Here is a 21303-nt window from a genome sequence, read left to right on the forward strand (position 1 = left end):
ACGGCTCCTTATAGTTAGCTATGCAACTATCTATCGAAAAAAAATCACTCGATCGCCGAGCGGGTGTCGCGCACCTTATCGACCACCGCGGCAAACTCGTTCGCTCCCAATACCTTCTTCAAGCGTGCCGTGACCCTGCCGCTGGCCTCGTTGAGCGCTCGCTTGATCGCCAGCGCCTGCGCGGTGGGGTGAATCTCCAATTCGCGCCCGTCGCGCTGCAGGCAGCGGCGCTCGATCAACTGCTTGGCCGCAAGCCCGTCGAGCGCGCGGGTGGCGGTTGGCCGCGCAATCGCCAGGGTCTGGGCCAGCTCCCGCTGCAGCATGCCCGGCTGTTCGAGGATCGCCCGCAGCATGAATGCCTGCGGCGGCGTCAGCCCGAACGGCTGGAACGCGGCCGCCCACTCGCGCTCGAGCTGGCGCGCCAGTGCCGACGTATTGAAGTAAAGGCAGTGATCGAACATGAAACGCAGTTTAGGCCGACATAGTTAGCTATGCAACTACAATTTTCGCAGCCGCTCGCGAGGCGAGCAGCAAACGCCACATCGAAGGCGGTTCTCGATTATGCTGGACGCCTGGCGCGATGCCAGCCATCCCCTCGACTCGTTACCGACACCGACCATGTCCTCCAAATACTTCGTGCGCCTGTCCGACGTGCCCGGCTATCACCCGGCCAACCACCACGGCACCACCAACCGCCGCCTGATCTCGCCCGACACCGTCGGCGCGCGGCACATGGAAATCCTGCACGGCACCATCGAAAAGAACCAGGGCGCGCTGCCGCATGCCCACCCCGATCTGGAGCAGGCCTGCTACGTGCTGGCCGGGCGCGCGCTGGTTCAGGTGGGCGACGAGCCGCAGCGCGAAGTCGTGCCGGGCGATGCGGTGTTCTTCCCGGCCGGCGTGCCGCATGTGGTCACGGCCGTCAGCGACGAACCGCTGCAATTGCTGGTGATCTACGCGCCGCCATACGGCGAGAATCCGGCCCAGGTGGTGCGCTAGCGCGGCGCGGCCGGCGTCACGGCAGCAGCGTGTCGAGCTCGCACGTCGAGCGCGAGCCAAGACGGGCGAAATTGCGCGTCAGCCATTGGCCGGCGCTGCGTCGTCCCTCGTCGCGCAACGCGGCGATAAATGCGGCGTCGGTGTTGGCCTTGCTCAGCGTATGCAAGCGACTCATGAAGGCCGGCGAGTCGATCAGATGCAAATAGAAATGCCGCAAGCGCCGATCGAGGCGGCCAAATGAAAAGAACGCGCGCTCGGCGGCCCATTTCGCCTGCACCAGCGCGCGCAGTTCGGTCGAGAATGCCGTGTTGAAACTGATCTCGGTCAGGCGCCGCGAAATCTCGTCGGCCGAGGCGGGCGTCTCGCGGTTGGGCGAGGGCTGCAGCAGCACCAGCACCAAATCGTTGGCGGCGCACTGGTGCAACAGCGGCGCGATCGGCGGATTGGCGCTCAGCCCGCCGTCCCAATAGGCCTCGCCGTCGATCTCGATGCTGTGATGCAGGGTCGGCAGGCAGGCCGAGGCCAGCAGCACGTCGAGCGTAAGCTCGCGGGTGCCGAACAGCCTGAGCGTGCCGGTACTGACGCGCGTGGTGGCGATGAAAAGCGCGACTGCACACTCGGCGCGCATGCGTTCGAAATCGATCTGCCGGCTCAGGATGTCGCGCAGCGGATTCATTCCCAGCGGATTGAGCTGATACGGCGAAAAAAAACGCGTCATGAACAAATACGCCTTCATCGCCGCCGCCGCGCCGCCCTGGGTGCCGTCGCCCAGCGGCATGGTGCCGGGCGAGGCGATGCCGCCAGGCAGCGCGCCGGTCGCCACACTTTCCCAGAAATCCTTCAGCGCCTGACGCGCGCCGTCGCGCCCGCCAAGCATAAGGCCATGCGCGAGCACCACCGCGTTCATCGCGCCGGCGCTCGCGCCGCTGATGCCCTCGATGTCGATGCGCCCGTCCTCCAGCAGACGGTCGAGCACACCCCATGTAAACGCGCCGTGCGAGCCGCCGCCTTGCAAGCCGATCGTTACCGTTTTATTGCGCATGCGCCACCCTCGTGAGGTGCTGCGGGAAGTCGGTGGCCGCGCCGGGATACCGGCGGCAGCGAATGTTGCGCCGCAGCAATTCCTCAGTCTATTGGCTAACGCGGCGCCGGTCAAACCTCCCGGGCGGGCCGCCCAGGGCGCGCCCGATTCAGCGTCCGACCGCGTATGCCTGCATCAGGCGCGGCGTGGCCGCGGCGCGCAGCAAGCCGCCACGCACGCCGACCGCGCACAGGCGCCCGAGCGCCCAGTCGTCCATCACCTGCAGGTCGTGGCCGCGTTCGCGCAACGCCGCCAGCGTGGCGGGGGAGTAGCGCCCCTCGATCGCGAGATGGCCGAGCTGCATCGCGCGCGGGTAGAACGACGCCGGAAAATGCGCGGTCTGGAAGGTCGGCGCATCGATCGCCAGCTGAAAGTTCATGCCGTGGTGCACGTGCTTGACGAACATCTGCAGCGACCATTGGTCCTGCTGGTCGCCGCCGGGCGAGCCGAACGCGGCATAAGGCTTGCCCTCGCGCGTGACCAATGTCGGCGTGAGCGTGGTGCGCGGGCGCCGCCCGGGTCCGAGACTGGACGGCAAGCCCGGCGCCATCCAGAACATCTGGCCGCGCGTGGTGATGCAAAAGCCCAGCTCGGGCACCGCCGGCGAGGCCTGCAGCCAGCCGCCCGAGGGCGTGGCCGACACCATGTTGCCCCAGCGGTCGACCACGTCCAGGTGCACGGTGTCGCCCTTGAGCTCGGGCAGCGGCGCGAAGGTCGGCTCGCCCTGGCCGAAGCCGCCGGTCTGCGCGCGTCCGGCGTTGGCCAGGATGGTCGCGAGCCGCGCGTCGCTATCGCCCAGCTGGCCCGGGCGCAGCTCGCGCGACGCGTGGCGCGCATCGACCAGACGGCTGCGCGCGTCGTTGTATGCGTCGCTGAGCAAGGTCTGCAACGGCACTTCGCAAAAGTCCGGATCGCCGTAAAAGATATCGCGATCGGCGAACGCAAGCTTCGCGCATTCGACCACCGTGTGGACGAACTCGGGTCCGGCCGGGTCCATCGCCGCCAGGTCGAAGCGCTTGAGCAAGGCCAACTGCTGCAGGAATACCGGCCCCTGCCCCCACGGGCCTGTCTTGTGCACGCGCAGTCCCGCGTACTCATAGCTCGCCGGCTCCTCATAGGTCGGCGCCCACCGCGCGAGATCGTCGGCGGTAAGCAAGCCCGCGTTACGCCGCCCGGAGGTATCGAGCACCGCGGTGGTGCGGAAGAACGTGTCGATCGCCTCGGCCACGAAGCCCTGGTAGAACGCCAGGCGCGCGCGCTCGCATTGCTCGGCGCGATCGCTCACCGCGCCGGCCTCGGCCAGCAGGCGCCGATAAGTCGCGGCGATGCCGGGATTGCGCATCAGGGTGTGCGGCGCGGGCGCCTTGCCATCGCGCAGCCAGACCTCGGCCGAGGTGGGCCATTCGTTTTGAAAAAATGTTTCGGCCGCGAGAATCGACGATGCCACGCGCGGCAGCACCGGATAGCCGTTTTCGGCGTAGTCGATCGCATAGCCGAGCACCTCGGCCAGCGGCAGCTGGCCGTAGTCGCGCAGCAACGCCATCCAGCCGCCGAAGGCGCCGGGGACCACCGCCGGCAGGAGCCCCGTGCCCGGCACCACGTCCAGGCCCAGCGCGTGCATGCGCTCGATGGTCATGGCCGCCGGCGTGACGCCCTGTGCGCACAGCACGCGTACGCGGTCTTGCGCCGCACTGTAGAACACCACCGGCAACTCACCGCCGGGGCCATTCAGATGAGGCTCGACGATTTGCAGTACGAAACCTGCGGCGGCGGCCGCATCGAAGGCGTTGCCGCCTTTTTCCAAAACCGCCATGCCGACGCTGCTGGCCAGCCAGTGCGTCGACGCAACCATGCCGAAAGTCCCGATCAATTCCGGGCGCGTGGTGAACTGCATGCTGATTTCTCCCCGCCGGCGGCCGCTGGCCCGCCGGCAATGACTATGAACGCACCATCCGGGCCAGCCCGATCGCGCGCTCCATGACCAGCACGATGAGCAGGATCATCGCAATCTGCAGCGCCGAGGCCGCGGCAATCACGAGTTGTCCGCCGTCGAACTGCAGGAAACCGAAGATCTCGATCGGCAGAGTGGTGACACCGGGGCCGGTCAGGAAGAGTGCCGTGTTCAACTCGCCGAACGAGACGATGAAGGCAAACAGCCAGCCCGAGAGCACGCCCGGCCAGATCAGCGGCAGCGTCACCAGCAGGAAGCACGTCAGCGGCGAGGCGCCCAGGCTCTGGCCGGCCTCGTCGAGCGATGTGTCGAAGCTCTGCAGGCTGGCGTACGTGGCACGGAAACAGTAGGGCATGCCGACCAGGACGTGGGCGATCGCCAGGCCCGCCAGCACCGGCATGCCGATGTAGCGGTAGCACATCAGCAGCGACAGGCCGAGGATGATGGTCGGGAAGACCAGCGGCGCCATGTACAGCGCCTGGAAGAACCCGCTCGCGCGCCGGCCGCTGCGCACGGTCGCCAGCGCCGCCATCACGCCGAGCACGGTCGCCACGCTCGAGGCGAACAGCGCCAGCTCCACGCTGAGCGTGAAGGCGCCGCGCATTTGCTCGCGGGAGAAGAAATCGGCGAACCAGCGCAGCGAGAAGCCGGTCGGCGGAAATTGAAAAAAATCGGATGGCGAGAACGCCGTGACGATCACCACCAGGAGCGGCCCGAGCAGCAGCACGAAGACCGATGCGGTGACCACCGCGGACAGAAGATTGCCGAATCGTTTCATTGGGCGCGCCCCTTGCCTTGCACCCGATGCGGCCGCAGCAGCAGTTGGATCACCGCGCCGGCGGCCAGTGCCAGCGCCAGCAAAATGAATGACAGCGCCGCCGCCTGCGGCCACTGCAGCGTGCTCACCGCATCGAACACGGCGCTGACCAGCAGCTTGTATTGCACACCGCCCAGCAGCGCGATGGTCACGTAGGCGCTGAGCGTCAGGAAGAACACCAGCATCATGCCCGAGGCCACGCCCGGGCTCGACAGCGGCCAGGTCACCTGCCAGAAGGCGCGCCACGGATTGGCGCCGAGCGACTCCGCCGCCTCGTGCAGCGAAGCATCGATCGCGGTGAGCGAGTTGGCAATCGAAATGATCATATAGGGCAGCAATATCGTCAGCAGTGCGATCACCACGGCTTCGAAGCTATCGACGATGCGCAGCGGCACGCGGATCCAGCCGAGCTTGACGAGCACCAGATTGACCACGCCGTTGCGCCCCAGAATCTCCAGCCAGCCATAGGCGCGCACCACGTTGCTGATCATCAGCGGGAACAGCAGCACCATCATCGTGACAAGCCTGCGGCGCGGCTGCATGCGCGCGAGCACCAGCGCCACCGGGTAGCCGAGCAGCAGGCACACGCCCAGCACCGCGGCGGTCACGCCGAGCGTGCGCCGAATCAGCAGCAGCATGTAACGGTCGCTCAGCGATTGCACGTAGTTGGCGAGCGTCGCATGGTGGCTGAACAGTTGCGTGCTCGACGGCGCCATGAAGCTCACATAGAACAGCAGCAGCAGCGGCGCGACGAAGCACACCAGCGTCGCCAATAGCGGCGGCGCGGCCACGGCCCAGAAAAACGGCCGGCGATAGAACGGGCGGGCAACTCGCATCAGGGCTCCCGCAGCATGACCATGCTCGAGGCGGCCCAGGCGCAGCGCACTTCCTGCCCCGGCGCGAGCCCGCTCGCGTCGCGCACATAAGCCTGCATGGGCGCGCCGCGGCGCTCGAGATACACGTGCGTGGCGGCGCCCCGATAGATGATCTCGCGCACCGTGGCCGTCACGCTCTCGCGGCCGCCGACCTCGGCGTCGGGAACGATGTCGATTTTCTCCGGACGCAGCGCCAGCTTGACGCGCGCGCCGAGGCGGGCGGTGCAGTCGGCGACCCGAATCTGCGCGTCGCCGATATCGATGCGCGCGCCGTCGCCGCCGGCGTTGACCACCACACCGTCGACAAAATTGCTGTTGCCAAGAAATCCGGCGACGAACTCGGTGCGCGGGCGCTCGTAGATTTCGCCCGGCGTGCCGGCCTGCTCGACCACGCCGGCGCGCATCACCGCGACGTGATCGGACATCGTCAACGCTTCCTCCTGATCGTGCGTGACGAATATCGCGGTAATGCCGAGCTTCCTCTGCAGTTGGCGCAACTCGACCTGCATCTGCTCGCGCAGCAGTTTGTCGAGCGCGCTGAGCGATTCGTCGAGCAGCAGCACGGTCGGCTGGATCACCAGCGCGCGGGCCAGCGCCACACGCTGCTGCTGGCCGCCCGAGAGCTGTTTGGGATAACGGTCCTCAAAGCCGGCGAGCTTGACCAGATCGAGCGTCTCGCGCACGCGCCGCGCGGTTTCGTCGCGCGAGAGCTTGCGCATCTTCAGGCCAAAGGCCACGTTCTGCGCCACCGACATATGCGGAAACAGCGCGTAGTTCTGAAACACCATGCCGAAGTTGCGCCGGTACGGCGCGATGTCGGTGACGCGTTGGCCGCGAATGTACACGTCGCCTTCGGTCGGCTGTTCGAAGCCGGCAATCATGCGCAGCGTAGTGGTCTTGCCGCAGCCGCTGGGCCCCAGCAACGAGAAGAAAGCGCCGCGGGGAATGTCGAGATTCAGCGCCTTGATGGCGACGACGTTCTGGTAATGCTTGGTGACGTTTTCAAAGCGCACGTCGGCTTCTGCCGTGAGATCCATGCTAGGAGTCCGATGAATTCGATAGCTAGTCAACACCCAGGGTGAGCCCGGCGTCGCAGCGCGTCTGGCGCGCGAGCGCCTCGAGAAACCTCAGCGGCAGTTCGACGGCGAGCAGCCCCTGGGCCAGCGCGCGAGTGTCGGTGCCCGGCGGCCCCGCGGCCGCCAGCCCGGCGCCGGCGTCCTCGAGCACACGCAATGCGCCGCCGGCCCCGCTCGGCGGTGCGGCAGCCTCGGCCAACGAGAGCGCCAGTGCACGCAGGCGCGTGATTTCCCGCCGCAGCAAACGACCCATGGCATCGTCGGCGGGCACGAGCCGCTCGAGCGCCTCGTGGGCCGCAGTCAGCAGCCGCCGGCGCGCATCCGGCCACCCGCTCGGCTCGGACGACTCGCCGGCTGTCGTATCTGGCTGCGGCGCGGCCGGCGCGCGGCCCGTGCAAAGCAGCTGGACCGCGTTGAGAATCAGGCGAAACGACGGCGAATCGTTGGGTTCGTAGAAATCGAGCGTCTGCGTCATCACCGCCTCGCCGCGAATCGGCAAATAGGCGCTCACGTAACGCTCGAGTGCGATGTATTTGCGCACCACGTCGCCCATTTCCGGATGCGGCGAAAACAGCACCGCGCGCGGCGCGCCGTCGGACTGCGCGCCACCGAGCAGGATGGCGGCCTTGCCGGCCATCTCGGCGGCAAAGCGGGCCGCATCCAGCGGATTGTCGATCGGCAGGCGCGCGGGCAGCGTCAGCGCGCAAAAACGCGCGGCACTGCGCGTCGGCGAGCGCACGGCCTCGTAGATCGGACCGTGGTAATAGGGCATCTCGACCAACGGGGCGCAGCCGCGCGCGAGCGGCCCGGGCTCGAGCTCGATGGAAACCAGCCCCGCGCCGCTGCGCAGATACTCGTGCGAATAACGCGGGCTGGCCTGCGCCACGCCGAGCCAGTGAGGCCGCCCCTCGGACAGATAGAAGGCGCCGCCGCACGAGGCAATGCAGGCGCCGCCGCGCGCGATAAAGCGGCGGATCGCGCGGTCGATGCCCGGCGTGTCTTCATTGCGGTCGAGCCCCCAGGTCTCGAAGCCGCCGGGCAGCATCAGCAGATCGTAAGCGTCGAGCGCGCCGGCGGCCACCGGCGCGCCGTCGAGCACGTCGAACGGCAGGCCGAGACTGGCCAGGCTGTGCGCATAGTAGCCAAGGTAGGGATAGGCGCATGCCGCGCCGCCGAAAATGGCAATGCGCGGCACATGCACGGCGTCGGCCTTATCGAGAAGCTCGCGCGCCCGGTCGCCGGCCAAATCGACCGATTCGATGCCGCTCGCGGCGATCGCACGACGCACCGGCCCGGATGCCGCGACGACGTAGTCGCCGGCACGCAAGCCCGCGACGTCCTCGCGCATCACATGCACCGCGCAGCCGCGCGCGGCCAGGCGGTGCGCCAGCACGGCAAGCACACAGCCTTGCGCGTTGTCGCCCCAGCGCAAGGCAAGCATGTCGGCAGGCATGACGAACGTGCGGCGCGCGTCCTCAGGCCCCCGCGACAATGCGGTTCCAGCGGCTCATCCAGCTCACGCGCTGCTCGCTCATGTATTGCTGATCGAGGTCGACCAGCCGGGAGCGCTCCGCATCGCTCAGCACGATGCTCTTTTGCAGCGCGGGCGGCAGCAGGGCCTGGGTCTTGCGGTTGGTGCCCGGATAGTTGAAAGCCTCGGCGAAACCGATCTGCCCCTGCGGGTCGAGCGTCAGATTGAGGAACCGTTCGGCATAGTCCAGGCTCGGCGCATTCTTGGCGATGCCGGTACCCCACGAAATGGAAATCGCGCCCTCTTCCGGAAACACCCATTTGACGTCCGGATTGCGTTTGGCAACGGTCTCGGTCTGGGCGTTGTACAGCACTCCGATGGTTGCCTCGCCGCTGACCAGGTCGGCCATGATGGTATCGGTGTCGGGCTCGAAGATCGGCTGCAGCTTGACCATCTTTTCGAACATCTCGAAACCGGCGTCGCCGTCCTTGGGCGACTTGCCGGCGGCCATCGCGCCGATCGGAATGATGTACAGGCCGATCGAATGCGACGAGGCGGGCAGCACGATCTTGCCGCGAAACTCGGGGCGCCACAGATCGGCCCACGAGCGCGGCGGCTTCTTGATCGCCTTGGCGTTATAGGCGATGCCGATCGCCGAGTAGATCTGCGCGACCCAATACTCGTGCTTGAACTGCGGATAGACGTCCGGCAGATTGGTCAGGCGCGGCGAGTGAGGATTGATCTTCTGCAGGACGCCCTGGCTGACCGCCAGCGGGAACAGCCCGTCGTGCAATTGCACCAGATCGTAGGTCTGGTGCGCGAGCCCCACTTTCAATTTGGTGATGCGCTGGTCGGGCGTCGAGCCGCGATCCTCGATCACCGGCACCCCGGTCTGCGCGGTCAGGCGCTGGCCGACCCCTTTTTGCAATGCATCGCCCCACAGGCCACCCCAGGTCAGCACCGTCACGCTCGCGGGCTTGGCTTGCCCGAATGCGTCGACCGCGCCCAGCGAACCCAATGACAGCAAGGGCAACGCCCCGCCGATTTTCAGAACACTGCGTCTTTTCATAAGAAACCTCGCGTTCTCGCATGCCCCGCGCATGCCGGCAACCCAGGGCGGGTTGCAACGCGATCGATTTTAGAACCCATTAAGTTTTGGTGTCAAACTAAAACACTTGTATTTTCTTTATTTAATGCACCATAACGAGGAAAACCGCTATAGAATATTGAACCAATAATTAATTGGTTCAATATTCGCCATGCCTCAACACGAACCCGAAGCCCTTGCCGCCTTGCTCGCCTATGTCGCCGCGCAGCAACTCAACGAAGGCGACCCTTTGCCGGCCGAACGCCAGCTCGCGCTCACATTGGGGGTGAGCCGGCGCAAGCTGCGCGAGGCGCTGTCGCACCTCGAACTCGAGGGGCGCGTCTGGCGCGGCGTGGGGCGCGGCACCTTCCTCGGCTCGCGGCCGCAAAAATTCGTTTCGGGTTTCGACGCGCTGTTTCGCGACACCAGCCCCGCCGACGTGATGGAGGCGCGCTTCATCATCGAACCGGCGGTAGCGGCCCTGGCGGCCACCAAGGCCAGCGCCGAAGATCTTCAGGAAATCGAAAAATGCGTGCGCAAGAATGCCAGTGCACGCAACGACAGCGAATGGCAGCAATGGGACCACCGCTTCCACCACCTGATCGCGCAGGCCACACGCAATCAGGCAATGATCGCCCTGATCGGCGCGATGAACAGCGCACGCGCGCAATCCGGCTGGCGCTCGCGCCGGATCGCCACGGTCGACGACGAAGGCCGGCGCCGCTCGGCCGCGCAGCACCGCGAAGTCTATGACGCGCTCGAAGCGCGCGACCCGGAGGCGGCCAGCGCCGCGATGCGCCGGCACCTGGTACAAGTGCAGACGATCCTGCTGATGTGAGCGCGGGCACGGCGTACGGACGCAGGGCGTAACATAACAACCTTTTCCCACTCATCGAGGTTGCCGTTATGTTGATGAAAGCCCTGCGTGTCGGTCTGGGTCAGTTGGTCGTGCTGGGCGATGCGCTCAGCCGGCCGCGTGCGCAGCGCCGCTCGGCCGAAGCCCAGGCGCGCGTGGCCGCCGAGGCCGCGCATCTGTCGCTGTATCAGTTTCACGCCTGTCCGTTTTGCGTCAAGACGCGGCGCGCGCTGCATCGCCTGAACGTGCCGATGACGTTGCACGACGTCAAAAAAGACCCGGCCGCGCGCGAGCGCCTGATGGCCGGCGGCGGCAAGGTGAAGGTACCCTGCCTGCATATTCAGGACAACGGCGAATCGCGCTGGCTGTACGAATCGAACGCGATCATCGCCTATCTGGACCAGCGCTTCGGCTCGATTGCCTGAGCCCGCCGGGGCCGCGCGGCCAGCGCGCCGCCGCCTCAATGCGGCTGCGCCGATGGCGTCGGCCGTGGCGATTGCACCGAAGCGCCCTGCAACGCGTCGGCCGACCAGCCGCCGCCCAGGTCGCCGATCAGCGACGCGGTACTGAGCAGGCGCTGCGCCTGCACGCTCAGGGCACTTTGCTGCGCGCTCAACTGCGTGGCCTGCGCGGTCGCCACGGTGGTGTAGTCGACCGTGCCGGCTTCGTATTCGCGCCGCGCGATCTCGGTGCCGCGCGTCGCATCGCGCACCGCCGCATCGAGCACCTCGGCCTGCCGGGCAAGCACGTGCAGACCCGAGAGGTCGTTCTCGACATTCTGAAACGCACTGAGCACGGTGCCCCGGTAGTTGGCCTCGGCCGCGTCATAAGCGGCCCGGGCCGCATCCACCTGCGCGCTGCGCTGACCGCCGTCGAACAGTGTCTGCCCGACATCGGCGCCCAGCGACCAGACGCGATTGGCCGCGTGCAGCAATCCGGCCAGCGGCGACTGCGTGAAGCCCGCCACGGCCGATAGCGAGATAGTCGGGTAATAGGCCGCCACGGCCACGCCGATGGCCGCATTCTGCGCGGCCATCTTGCGCTCGGCCACGGCGATGTCGGGGCGCCGCTGCAGCAGCGTCGAGGGCACGCCGACTGGGATCTCGGGCAGCGTCGGCAGCGCGGTGCCGGGCGCAATGTCGAGGTCTTGCGGATTCTTGCCGACCAGCACGGCAATCGCATGTGCGTACTGGGCCCGCGCCACGCCCAGCCCGATCAGGCTGGCCTGGGCGTTTTCGAGTTGCGTGCGCGCGGCGATCAGGTCGGACGGCGGCACCGTGCCGGCACGGTCCTTCTCAGTGACCACGCGCAGATATTGTTCGTCGGACGCCACCGTCTGCCGCAGCAGTTCGGCGCTGGCATCGTTGATGCGCAGCTCGATGACCGTGGTGGCCAGCGCGATCTGCTCGGACAGCGTGGCGTTGGCCAGCGTCGCTTCGCTGGCCTGGGCCGTGGCGGTGTTTTGCTCGATGCCGCGCCGCACTTCGCCCCACAGGTCGGGCGCCCAGCTGATATTGCCTTCGAGCGATCCCGAGTCGCTCACCGAGCGGCCGAACCCGGCGCTGCTCGAGACGTTGCCGCTCGCGCTGTGCTGGCGGGTCGCCGAGCCGGTGAGGCCCAGCACCGGAAACAGGCCGCTGCGCGCCAGGCGCACTTCGGCCAGCGCTTGCCGGTAGTTGGCATAGGCCTGCCGCACACTCTGGTTGGAGACCGACACCATCGGCTCGAGGCGATCGAGCAACGGGTCATGAAAGGCGGTCCACCAATCGCCCTTGGGGCCGGCCGCGGCACCGGGCGAGGCCGGCGTCCAGCCGGGCAGCGGTTGGTAGTGCGCGGGCACGGCCACCGCCGGACGATGGTAGTCGGGGCCGACCATGCAGCCGGCGAGCCCCAGCGAGAGCGCCACGGCCAGCGTTGCCGGAAGCGGGGAGGGAAGCCTGGTTTTCATGCGTTGGTGTCCGATTGTCTGTTCCATGGCAAGCCCGCCGACCACTTGATGAACTTGCCGCGCAAACGGTCGAGATACAGGTAGATCACCGGTGTCGTGTACAGGGTGAACATCTGGCTGAGAATCAGCCCGCCCATCACCGTGATGCCCAGCGGCTGGCGCAGCGCCGAGCCCTGGCCGAGCCCGATGGCCAGCGGCGCGGCGCCCAGCACGGCCGCCGCGGTGGTCATCATGATCGGCCGCAGCCGGATCACGGCGGCGTCGTGAATCGCCTGCTTGGCGTCCATGCCCTGATCGCGCTGCAGGCGAATCGCGACGTCGACCATCATGATGCCGTTCTTCTTGACGATGCCGATCAGCAAAATGATGCCGATCATCGCAATCACCGAGAACGGCGTGCCGAAAATCAGCAGCGCCAGGGTCGCGCCGATGCCGGCCGAGGGCAGGGTCGACAGGATCGTGATCGGGTGAATGGTGTTCTCGTAGAGAATGCCGAGCACCAGGTAGACCACCCCCAGCGCGGCCAGGATCAGCAACGGGATGGTGCCCATCGACTGCGCGTAGGCCTGCGCGGCGCCGGCGAAGGCGCCGTGGATGCTGGCCGGCATTTCGATGTCCTGCTCGGCCTGGTTGATGGCCACCGCCGCCTGGCTGAGCGAGCCGCCCACCGGCAGGTTGAAGGAGATCGTCCCGGCCACCAGCCCGCCCTGGTGATTGACCTGGGTTGCGGTGTGGCTGGTGGAGTACGTCATCAGCGCTGTCAGCGGCACCATGGTCTCGCCGGCGGTGCTCAGCGCGCTGCCGCTGGAGGCGCCGCCCTTGCTGTTGGAAATGCTGTTGGTGCGCTGGTTGGCCTCGGCGTCGGCGTTGAGCGCGTTGGTCGAGGTCGACGCGGCGCCCGCGCTGGCGACCGATACCAGCGCGCTCGACATCTGCGACTGGGCGGTGCCGCTGGGGTTGCCGGCCGCCTTGCTCAGGTGGATCCGCTCGAGCGCCTGAGGGTACTGCGCGTACTTGGGCGCGACTTCCATCACCACGAAATACTGGTTGAGCGGGTTGTAGATGGTCGAGACGGTGCGCTGGCCAAACGCGTCGTACAGCGTGTTGTCGATCTGGTTCGGTTCGAAGCCGTAACGCGCCGCGGTGGCCCGGTCGATATGGATCTCGGTCTGCAGGCCGTGCTGCTGCAAATCGGTGTTGACGTCACGCACCTGGCCCGGATACTTGCCCAGCGCGCTCACCAGTTTGGGCACCCAGGTGAAGAGCGCGTCGGCATCGTCGCCGGTGAGCGTGTATTGATATTCGGCGGCCGACTGCCGGCCGCCCACGCGCAAGTCCTGCTGCGCCTGCAGGAACAGCCGCGCGCCCGAGACGCGGTCGAGCTTGGGCCGCAGGCGGCTGACCACCTGCGCGGCCGAGACGTGCCGCTGGGCCAGCGGCTTGAGCTCGATGAAAACCACCGCGGTATTGAGCGCGCGCCCGCCGGTAAAGCCGGCTACCGATTCGACCGCCGGGTCCTGCTGCACGATCGATTGCAGCTGGGCGAGCTTTTTCTTCATGGCGGGGAACGAAATGCTCTGGTCGGCGATGATCTGTCCGATCAGGATGCCGGTGTCCTGCTCCGGGAAAAACGTCGAGGGCAGCAGCTTGAACAGGAACACGTTGAGCACCAGCAGCGCGATCAGCAGCAGGCCGACCAGGCGCGCATGGTCGAGCGCGACGGTGAGCGAGCGCGCATAGGCCGCCTTGAAGCGCTCGAACTGCCGCTCGACCCAGGCGCCCCAGCGGGTGCGCGAATGCGCGGCACTCTTGCGGGTGAGCAAATAGGCGCACATCATCGGCGTGATGGTCAGCGAGATCACCAGCGAGATCAGGATGGCGATCGACAGCGTGACCGCGAATTCGTGGAACAGCATGCCGACGATGCCCGGCATCAGCAGAATCGGCAGGAACACCGCGATCAGCGACAGGCTCATCGCGAGCACCGTGAAGCTGACCTCGGCGCTGCCCTGCAAGGCCGCCTCGCGCGGGCTCAGGCCCGCCTCGAGGTGGCGCATGATGTTCTCGAGCACCACCACCGCATCGTCGACCACGAAGCCGGTGCCGACCGTCAGGGCCATCAGCGAGAGGTTGTCGATGCTGTAGCCGAGCAGATACATCGGCCCGAAGGTGCCGATGATCGACAGCGGCAAGGCCACCGCCGGAATCAGCAGCGCGCGCGGCGAGCGCAGGAACACGAACACCACGCCGACCACCAGCAGCACGGCGAGAAACAGCGAGCGCTCGGTGTCGTCCACCGATGCCTTGACCGACTGCGAATGATCGAGCGCCACGCCCACGCGAATCCCGCTGGGCAGGCTCGCCTCGACGCTCGGCAGCACCTTGCGGATCTGGTCGACGGTCTGCACCACATTGCTGCCCGGGCGCGGATAAACGATCACCAGCACCGCCGACTTGCCGTTGTAGAGGCCGGCGTTGCGAATGTTTTCATTCGAATCGACCACCTCGGCGACGTCGCGCAGCAGTACCGGCGCGCCGTTGCGATAGGCGATCACGAGATCGCGGTAGGGCGCCGCCTCGTTGATCTGGTCGTTCGAGAGCACCATGAACCGCTGCCCGGCCTGGTCGAGATAACCCTTGGCGCTATTGGCGTTGGCCGCGGCCAGCGCGGCCCGCACATCTTCCAGGCCGATGCCGTAGCTGTTGAGCTTGTCCGGCTCGAGCTCGACCCGCACGCTGGGCAATGCGCCGCCGCCCAGCGTGATCTCGCCGACCCCGTCGACCTGCGAGAGCTGCTGCAGGATCACCGAGCTGGCGGAGTCGTAGAGCTGCGCCTTGGTCAGCGTGTCGGAGGTCAGCGCCAGCACCATCACCGGCGAGTCGGCCGGGTTGAACTCGCGGTAGCTGGGGTTGCCGCGCAGGGTGGTCGGCAAATCGGCGCGCGCGGCCTGGATCGCCGCCTCGACGTCGCGCGCGGCGCCGTTGATGTCGCGCTTGAGCCCGAACACGGTGATGATGCGCGTCGAGCCGACACTGCTCGTCGAGGTCATCTCGTTGACGTCGGCGATGGTGCCCAGCCGCCGCTCGAGCGGCGCGGCCACCGTCGCGGCCATGGTCTCGGGGCTGGCGCCGGCCATGTTGGCCTGCACCACCACCACCGGGTAAGCGACGTTGGGCAGCGGCGCGACCGGCAGCTGAAAATAGGCCAGCACGCCCGACAGAAGAATCGCGATGGCCAGCAGCGTGGTCGCCACCGGCCGCCGGATAAAGAGCGCCGAGAGATTCACGGCGCACCCTCGGCGGGCTGCTCGCGCGGCTTACCGCGCACGCGCCGCGCGAGCCGGTCGAAGAACAGGTAAATCACCGGCGTGGTGAACAGCGTCAGCAATTGGCTCAGCAGCAGGCCGCCGATGATCGCCAGGCCCAGCGGGCGGCGCAGCTCGGAGCCGGTGCCCGTGCCCAGCAGCATCGGCAGGGCGCCCAGCATGGCCGCCAGGGTGGTCATCAGAATCGGCCTGAACCGCAGCAGCGACGCCTCGAAGATCGCCTCGCGCGGCGCCTTGCCGCGCTGGCGCTCGGCGTCGAGCGCGAAGTCGACGATCATGATGGCGTTCTTCTTGACGATGCCGATCAGCAAGACGATACCGATGATGCCGATCACGTCCAGGTCGCTGCCGGCAAGCATCAGCGCGAGCAGCGCGCCGATGCCCGCCGAGGGCAGCGTCGAGAGGATCGTCACCGGATGGATGAAGCTCTCGTAGAGCACGCCCAGCACGATATACACGGCGACCAGCGCCGCCGCCAACAGGTACACCTCGCTGGAGAGCGACTCCTGGAACGCCTGCGCGGCGCCCTGGAAGGCGCTGGTGATCGAGCGCGGCAAATGGCTGGCCTGCTCGGCCTGCCCGATCGCCTTGACCGCCGTGCTCAGCGAAGCGCCCTGGGCCAGGTTGAACGAGATGGTGACCGCCGGGAACTGCGCCAGATGGTTGATCACCAGCGGCGACTTGACGATCTGCAGGTTGGCGATCTGCTTGAGCGGCACCTGGCCGGTGCCCGCCGTCTGGCTCGGCAGGTACAGGTCGCCCAACGCCTGCAGATTCGGCAACGACTGCGGCTTGGCCACCAGAATCACGCGATATTGGTTGGCCTGCTGAAAGATGGTCGAGACGATGCGCTGGCCCAGCGCGTCGTACAGCGCGTTGTCGACGGTCGCCGCGGTAATGCCGTAGCGCGCGGCCAGCTGCCGATTGAGCTCGACGTTCACGCTCAGGCCCTGGTTGTCGAGATCGCTGGTCACGTCGGTAATCGACGGGATCTGCTTCATGCGCTCGAGCAGCCCCGGCACGTATTGCTCGAAGGTCTGCTGGTTGGGCCCGCGCAGCACCAGCTTGTACTGGTTGGGCGAGACCGTGGTGTCGAGCGTGAGATCCTGCTCGGGCTGGAGGTACAGCTTGATGCCCGGCACGCCGGCGACTTCCTGCCCCAGGCGGCGGGCAATCTGGCGGGCGGTGAGCGAGCGCTGGTCGTGCGGGCGCAGGTTGATCAGGAAGCGGCCGTTGTTGAGCGTGGCGTTGGTGCCGTCGATGCCCACGTAGGAAGTCAGCGAGGTGACGTCGGGGTCTTTCAGGATCGCCTCGGCCAGCGCGCTCTGGCGCTCGGCCATTACCTTGTAGGAGACCGAATTGTCGGCCACGCTGATGCCCTGGATCACGCCGACGTCCTGTACCGGAAACAAGCCCTTGGGAATCGCCACGTACAAAAACACCGTGAGCGCCAGCGTGCCGAGCGCCACCGCCAGCGTCAGGCCCTGGTGATCGAGCACCCAGTGCAGGCCGCGCTCGTAGGCGGCCAGCGTCTTGTCGAAGGCGCGCTCGCTGATGCGCTCGAAACGGCTCGGATGGCGCTGCGCCCGCGCGCGCAGCAGGCGCGCGCACAGCATCGGCACCAGCGTGAGCGAGACCACCGCCGAGATGACGATGGTGACGGCCAGCGTCACGGCGAATTCGCTGAACAGGCGCCCGATCACGCCGCCCATGAACAGCAGCGGGATCAGCACGGCGATCAGGGAGACCGTCAGCGACAGAATCGTGAAGCCGATCTGGCCGGCGCCTTCGAGCGCCGCCTGCAACGGCGTCTTGCCCTCTTCGAGATAACGCACGATGTTCTCGATCATCACGATCGAGTCGTCGACCACGAAGCCGGTGGCGATGATCAGTGCCATCAGCGACAGATTGTCGATCGAGTAATTGAGCTCGTACATCATTGCCAGCGTGCCGATCAGCGAGACCGGCACCGAGATGCTGGGGATGATGGTGGCCGGCAGATTGCGCAGGAACACGAAGATCACCAGCACCACCAGCGCCACGGCCAGCACCAGCTCGAGCGCCGCGTCGGACACCGAAGCGCGGATCACGCCGGTGCTGTCGGAGACCACCGCGACGTGCATGCCGGCCGGCAGCGCCGCCTCGAGCCGGGGCAGGGCTTTCGTGATCTGGTCGACAGTGGCGATCACGTTCGCCCCCGGCTGGCGCCGCACGTTGAGAATGATCGCCGGCGTGCGGTTGTACCAGGCGCCCTGCTCGACGTTCTGCGCGGCCTGGCTGACGTGGGCGACGTCGCGCAGGTACACCGGTGCGCCGTTGCGATAAGCGATCACCGTGTCGAGATAGCCGGCCGGGTCCTTGATCTGGTCGTTGGCGTTGATCGTGTAGTCGAGCTCGGGGCCGTCGAAATTGCCCTTGGGCTGGCTGACGTTGACGGTGTTGAGCAGCGTGCGCAGATCGTCGATATTCAGGCCGTAGGCGGCCAGCTTCTGCGGATCGGCCTCGACCCGCACCGCCGGCACGTTGCCGCCGGCGGCGGTGACCTGGCCCACGCCGGGCACTTCGGCGATTTTCGCGGCGAGCCGGTTATTGGCGACATCCTGCAGCTGGGTCAGCGACATCGACTTGGAAGTCAGCGCCAGCGTCAGGATCGGCTGGTCGGCCGGATTGACCTTGGCGTAGGTCGGCGGCGCCGGCAACCCGCTGGGCAGCAGGCTGTTGGCCGCGTTGATGGCCTGCTGGACGTTTTGCTGGGCGACGTCGAGATTGAGCGCGAGGTTGAATTGCAGCGTGATGACCGAGGCGCCCTCGGAGCTGTACGACACCATCTGCTGCAGGCCGGGGATCTCGCCGAGCTGCACCTCCAGCGGCGCGGTCACGGTGGTGGCCATCACGTCGGGGCTGGCGCCCGGGTAGAAGGTCGTCACCTGGATGGTCGGGTAATCGACGTCGGGCAGCGACGAGACCGGCAAAAAGCGAATCGCCACCAGCCCCACCAGCACGAAGGCGATCATCAGCAGCAGCGTGGCCACCGGCCGCAGAATGAACAGGCGGGAGATATTCATCGGCGCGCGACCCGCTGGCTACGACGCGCGCGCGGCACTGCCCGGGGCCGCCGGGGTTGCGGCCGGCGCGCTCGCCGGCGAACCCGGCGCGGGCCGCTGCGCCGGGGCGAGCCGAATCCTGGCGCCGTCGCTCAGGCGGTCGAGACCGTCGGTAACAACCGTCTGGCCGGCGTTCAGGCCCGCGACGATGACCGTATGCCGGCCGTCGCTGGGGCCCACGGTGACCTTGCGCACCGAAACCGTCTGGTTGGGATTGACCAGAAACACATAGTCGCCCGGCGCGCCGCTTTGCACCGCCGCGGTCGGCACCAGCACGACATGCCGCAGCGTATCGACCAGCAGCCTGACGTTGACGAACTCATTCGGGAACAGCGCCTCGTCGGCGTTGGCGAACATCGCGCGCAGCGGCACGGTGCCGGTACTGGTGGCCATCTGATTGCCGACCGCGTACAGCGTGCCGGAGGCCAGCTGTTTGGTGTTGTCGCTGTTATAGACCGTCACCGGCAATTTGGCACCGGCGTTCACGCGCTGCAACACGCTGCCCAGCGCGTTTTGCGGCACGGCGAACTCGACCGTGGTGGGTTTGATGGTGGTGATCACCACCAGCTGGCTCGAGGTGGTCACGTAATTGCCCGGATCGACCAGGCGCAGGCCGACGCGGCCGGCCACCGGCGCGGTGATGTGGGCATAGGCCAGATCGAGCTCGAACTGCGCGATGCTGGCCCGGTCGGCCTTGACGGCCGCCTCTTGCTGCCGCACGGTGAACTGCTGGTCGGCGTAGGTCTGCTCGGCAATCGCCTGATGCTGGTGCAACTGCGCATAGCGCGCCAGATCGGCCCGGGCCTGGGCCAGCGCGGCCTGGTCCTTGGCCAGCTGGGCCTCGGCCTGCTGCTTGCTGATTTCGTACTGCCGGGGATCGATCTGCGCGAGAAACTGGCCCTTGGCGACGTCCTGGCCTTCCTGGTAGCCGACCGCCGTCAGGTACCCGCTCAACTGCGGCAGCACGGTGACGGTGGTGATCGGCGTGACGGTGCCCAGCGCGCTCAAGGTCTGCGGCATGTCGCCCACCGTGGCGGCGGCGACCGTGACCACCTGCGCCGGCATGCCGCGCTGGACTTTCTTGCGGCCCAACAGGTGGTACAGCACCAGCGCGACGAGCACCAGCAACACCACCAGGATGATCAGGCGCCCGCGGCGCCCCTGCTTGACTTGCGTGGACGGGGCCTCGCTCATATCACTCTTGTATGGATGCCTCCCGGCGATAGGTAGTAACCCGCATCGTGTTGTGAAGAAGTCGGCTGCTGCCTTGTATCCGGCCTAGTGTGTGGATCGATGGGTTGCCCCGCTCGGCCACTGGCCCCGATGTAATCCGCTGACGAACACCTCATCTCCAAAACGGACTGTTGAAGTCCGGAATGACATTCAGGTTTAGCTCGTCCCGGTCTGACCTGTTTCACATCACTTCGCTTCGTGCTGCCTGTGCGCCTTCAAAGGCTCACCATATCCTTCTAAAGGTGATGGATGATTGGTTACCGAGTTAGGCCGCAAGCGGCTTGGTGCTCTGGTAACCCCGTTGGTACTCTTGCTGCTTGGCGGTGATGGCCCAGATCGTGCGTGCCATCTTCGCGGCTTGTGCCACGATGACCACGTTCGCTGGGCGCCGCACCTTGATCTGTTCAAGCCATGGTCCCGGCTCCTTGGCGTTCGTGAGTACCGACCGCGCCCCGTGAATCAGCAACGTGCGCAAATAGGTGTCTCCTCGCTTGGAGATGCCCAGCAGATTGACCTTGCCCCCTGTGCCGCGTTGCTTTGGCACCAAGCCCAGCCACGCGCAGAATTCGCGGGCGGACTTAAAGGCGCGAGCCTCGCCCATCGTGGCGATCGCTGCCGTCGCGGTGAGCAGACCCACGCCCGGAATCTCGGCCACGCGCTTCATGTCAACGTTCTCACGCAGGCGCTGCGCCAGCCGCTGTTCGATCGCCCTAATGTCGGCTTCGGTTTGCTTGATCCGTTGAGTTTGCTCTCGCAGGCTGTCAGCTACGTACTGCGGGATGTCCTTGGCCAACGATTCAAGCGCCGTCTCCATCTCACTGAGCAGGGCCCTCGCTCCCTTGGCGAAGATCGTGCCGAACTCATAGAGCAGGCCTCGCAGTGAGTTCATCTGCATGATTTTCATCTTCATGAGCAGCTCTCTCTGGCGGTGCAGCGTCAGCGTCGCCTGCTGCTCCAACGTCTTCATGCCCACGAACTTCGTTCCAGGTTGCTGAATAGCCAGCCAGATCGCACGTGCGTCCGTCGCGTCGGTCTTGTTGCCGCAGACAAACGGCCTTACTGCCTTGGCGTGGATGAGTCGTACGCTGTGACCCAGCGCCTTGAACTTGCGTGCCCAGTAGTGCGCACCACCGCACGCCTCAATGCCGATCAAGCAGGACTGACGGTTTGCGAAATACTCCAGCACCTTCGCACGCTTGATCTGCTGGTTAATGATTTCGCCAGTGTCCATGTCCACCGTGTGTAGCTGGAAAACGCTCTTGGCAATGTCCACCCCAAAGACCTGCTGGCCGTCGATCAAGCCGATGATTTGCCCAGCTCCCATGCTTGCTTTACGATTCATGTCGGACCCTCGATGGTGTTTGTGAAGACCTCGGTCTATCACACCCTGGGCACCTTGATGCCGTATCCATTCGAGGGTCCACCTTGCGATCGCCGCAAGACAACTCCACAGAACAGCCACGTTCTTCATCTCCGTAC

16 protein-coding genes are annotated in these 21303 nt (G+C 66.5%); 3 read left to right on the top strand and 13 right to left on the bottom strand.

Features of this window, described 5'->3' with window-relative positions; genetic code table 11:
- Positions 1-44: 44 nt before the first annotated feature.
- Entirely contained in the window at positions 45-461 is a 417-nt protein-coding gene (locus PATSB16_RS18580; protein ID WP_047215508.1) for a MarR family winged helix-turn-helix transcriptional regulator, read from the bottom strand.
- 157 nt (positions 462-618) lie between these two features.
- Between PATSB16_RS18580 and PATSB16_RS18585 the strand changes: the two genes are divergently transcribed.
- Positions 619-999, top strand: a complete 381-nt coding sequence (locus PATSB16_RS18585; RefSeq protein ID WP_047216748.1) for a cupin domain-containing protein — start codon at positions 619-621, stop codon at positions 997-999.
- Positions 1000-1015: 16 nt separating this feature from the next.
- Here PATSB16_RS18585 and PATSB16_RS18590 read toward each other — a convergent pair whose 3' ends face one another.
- From PATSB16_RS18590 to PATSB16_RS18620, 7 genes are all read right to left on the bottom strand, one after another.
- Positions 1016-2041, bottom strand: a complete 1026-nt coding sequence (locus tag PATSB16_RS18590) for a patatin-like phospholipase family protein (RefSeq protein WP_047215509.1) — start codon at positions 2039-2041, stop codon at positions 1016-1018.
- A gap of 148 nt (positions 2042-2189) precedes the next feature.
- On the bottom strand, positions 2190-3974 hold the full coding sequence (locus PATSB16_RS18595) for a gamma-glutamyltransferase family protein (protein WP_047215510.1): 1785 nt from the start codon (positions 3972-3974) through the stop codon (positions 2190-2192).
- Positions 3975-4017: 43 nt separating this feature from the next.
- Complete coding sequence (locus PATSB16_RS18600) at positions 4018-4809, bottom strand: ABC transporter permease (protein WP_047215511.1); 792 nt, start codon at positions 4807-4809, stop codon at positions 4018-4020.
- Positions 4806-5684 (bottom strand): ABC transporter permease, encoded by an 879-nt coding sequence (locus PATSB16_RS18605; protein WP_047215512.1) that lies wholly within the window; start codon positions 5682-5684, stop codon positions 4806-4808. The genes PATSB16_RS18600 and PATSB16_RS18605 overlap by 4 nt, the downstream gene beginning before the upstream one ends.
- Complete coding sequence (locus tag PATSB16_RS18610; protein WP_047215513.1) at positions 5684-6760, bottom strand: ABC transporter ATP-binding protein; 1077 nt, start codon at positions 6758-6760, stop codon at positions 5684-5686. The genes PATSB16_RS18605 and PATSB16_RS18610 overlap by 1 nt, the downstream gene beginning before the upstream one ends.
- Positions 6761-6785: 25 nt before the next feature.
- Positions 6786-8252: a type 1 glutamine amidotransferase family protein gene (locus tag PATSB16_RS18615; protein ID WP_156884809.1), complete on the bottom strand. Its 1467-nt coding sequence runs from the start codon at positions 8250-8252 to the stop codon at positions 6786-6788.
- Between the two features lie 22 nt (positions 8253-8274).
- Positions 8275-9339: an ABC transporter substrate-binding protein gene (locus tag PATSB16_RS18620; RefSeq protein ID WP_047215515.1), complete on the bottom strand. Its 1065-nt coding sequence runs from the start codon at positions 9337-9339 to the stop codon at positions 8275-8277.
- 190 nt (positions 9340-9529) lie between these two features.
- Here PATSB16_RS18620 and PATSB16_RS18625 point away from each other — a divergent pair, with 190 nt between their 5' ends.
- The gene (locus PATSB16_RS18625; RefSeq protein WP_047215516.1) at positions 9530-10195 is read left to right on the top strand and encodes a FadR/GntR family transcriptional regulator; all 666 of its coding nucleotides are present in this window, start codon (positions 9530-9532) and stop codon (positions 10193-10195) included.
- 68 nt (positions 10196-10263) lie between these two features.
- On the top strand, positions 10264-10638 hold the full coding sequence (locus tag PATSB16_RS18630) for a glutaredoxin family protein (RefSeq protein WP_047215517.1): 375 nt from the start codon (positions 10264-10266) through the stop codon (positions 10636-10638).
- A 35-nt stretch (positions 10639-10673) separates the two neighbouring features.
- On the opposite strand, the gene PATSB16_RS18635 is transcribed toward PATSB16_RS18630, so the two are convergent.
- From PATSB16_RS18635 to PATSB16_RS18655, 5 genes are all read right to left on the bottom strand, one after another.
- Positions 10674-12161, bottom strand: a complete 1488-nt coding sequence (locus PATSB16_RS18635; protein WP_052892747.1) for an efflux transporter outer membrane subunit — start codon at positions 12159-12161, stop codon at positions 10674-10676.
- Entirely contained in the window at positions 12158-15448 is a 3291-nt protein-coding gene (locus PATSB16_RS18640) for an efflux RND transporter permease subunit (protein WP_047215519.1), read from the bottom strand. The genes PATSB16_RS18635 and PATSB16_RS18640 overlap by 4 nt, the downstream gene beginning before the upstream one ends.
- The gene (locus PATSB16_RS18645; protein WP_047215520.1) at positions 15445-18552 is read right to left on the bottom strand and encodes an efflux RND transporter permease subunit; all 3108 of its coding nucleotides are present in this window, start codon (positions 18550-18552) and stop codon (positions 15445-15447) included. Before PATSB16_RS18645 ends, PATSB16_RS18640 begins: the two co-directional genes overlap by 4 nt.
- 18 nt (positions 18553-18570) lie before the next feature.
- Positions 18571-19785: an efflux RND transporter periplasmic adaptor subunit gene (locus PATSB16_RS18650; RefSeq protein ID WP_047215521.1), complete on the bottom strand. Its 1215-nt coding sequence runs from the start codon at positions 19783-19785 to the stop codon at positions 18571-18573.
- Between the two features lie 304 nt (positions 19786-20089).
- Positions 20090-21148 carry an IS110 family RNA-guided transposase gene (locus PATSB16_RS18655; protein ID WP_047216322.1) on the bottom strand — a complete coding sequence of 353 codons (1059 nt, stop codon included), beginning with the start codon at positions 21146-21148 and terminating at the stop codon, positions 20090-20092.
- Positions 21149-21303 lie beyond the last annotated feature (155 nt).

This window comes from Pandoraea thiooxydans (genome assembly GCF_001931675.1).
Taxonomy (GTDB): domain Bacteria; phylum Pseudomonadota; class Gammaproteobacteria; order Burkholderiales; family Burkholderiaceae; genus Pandoraea; species Pandoraea thiooxydans.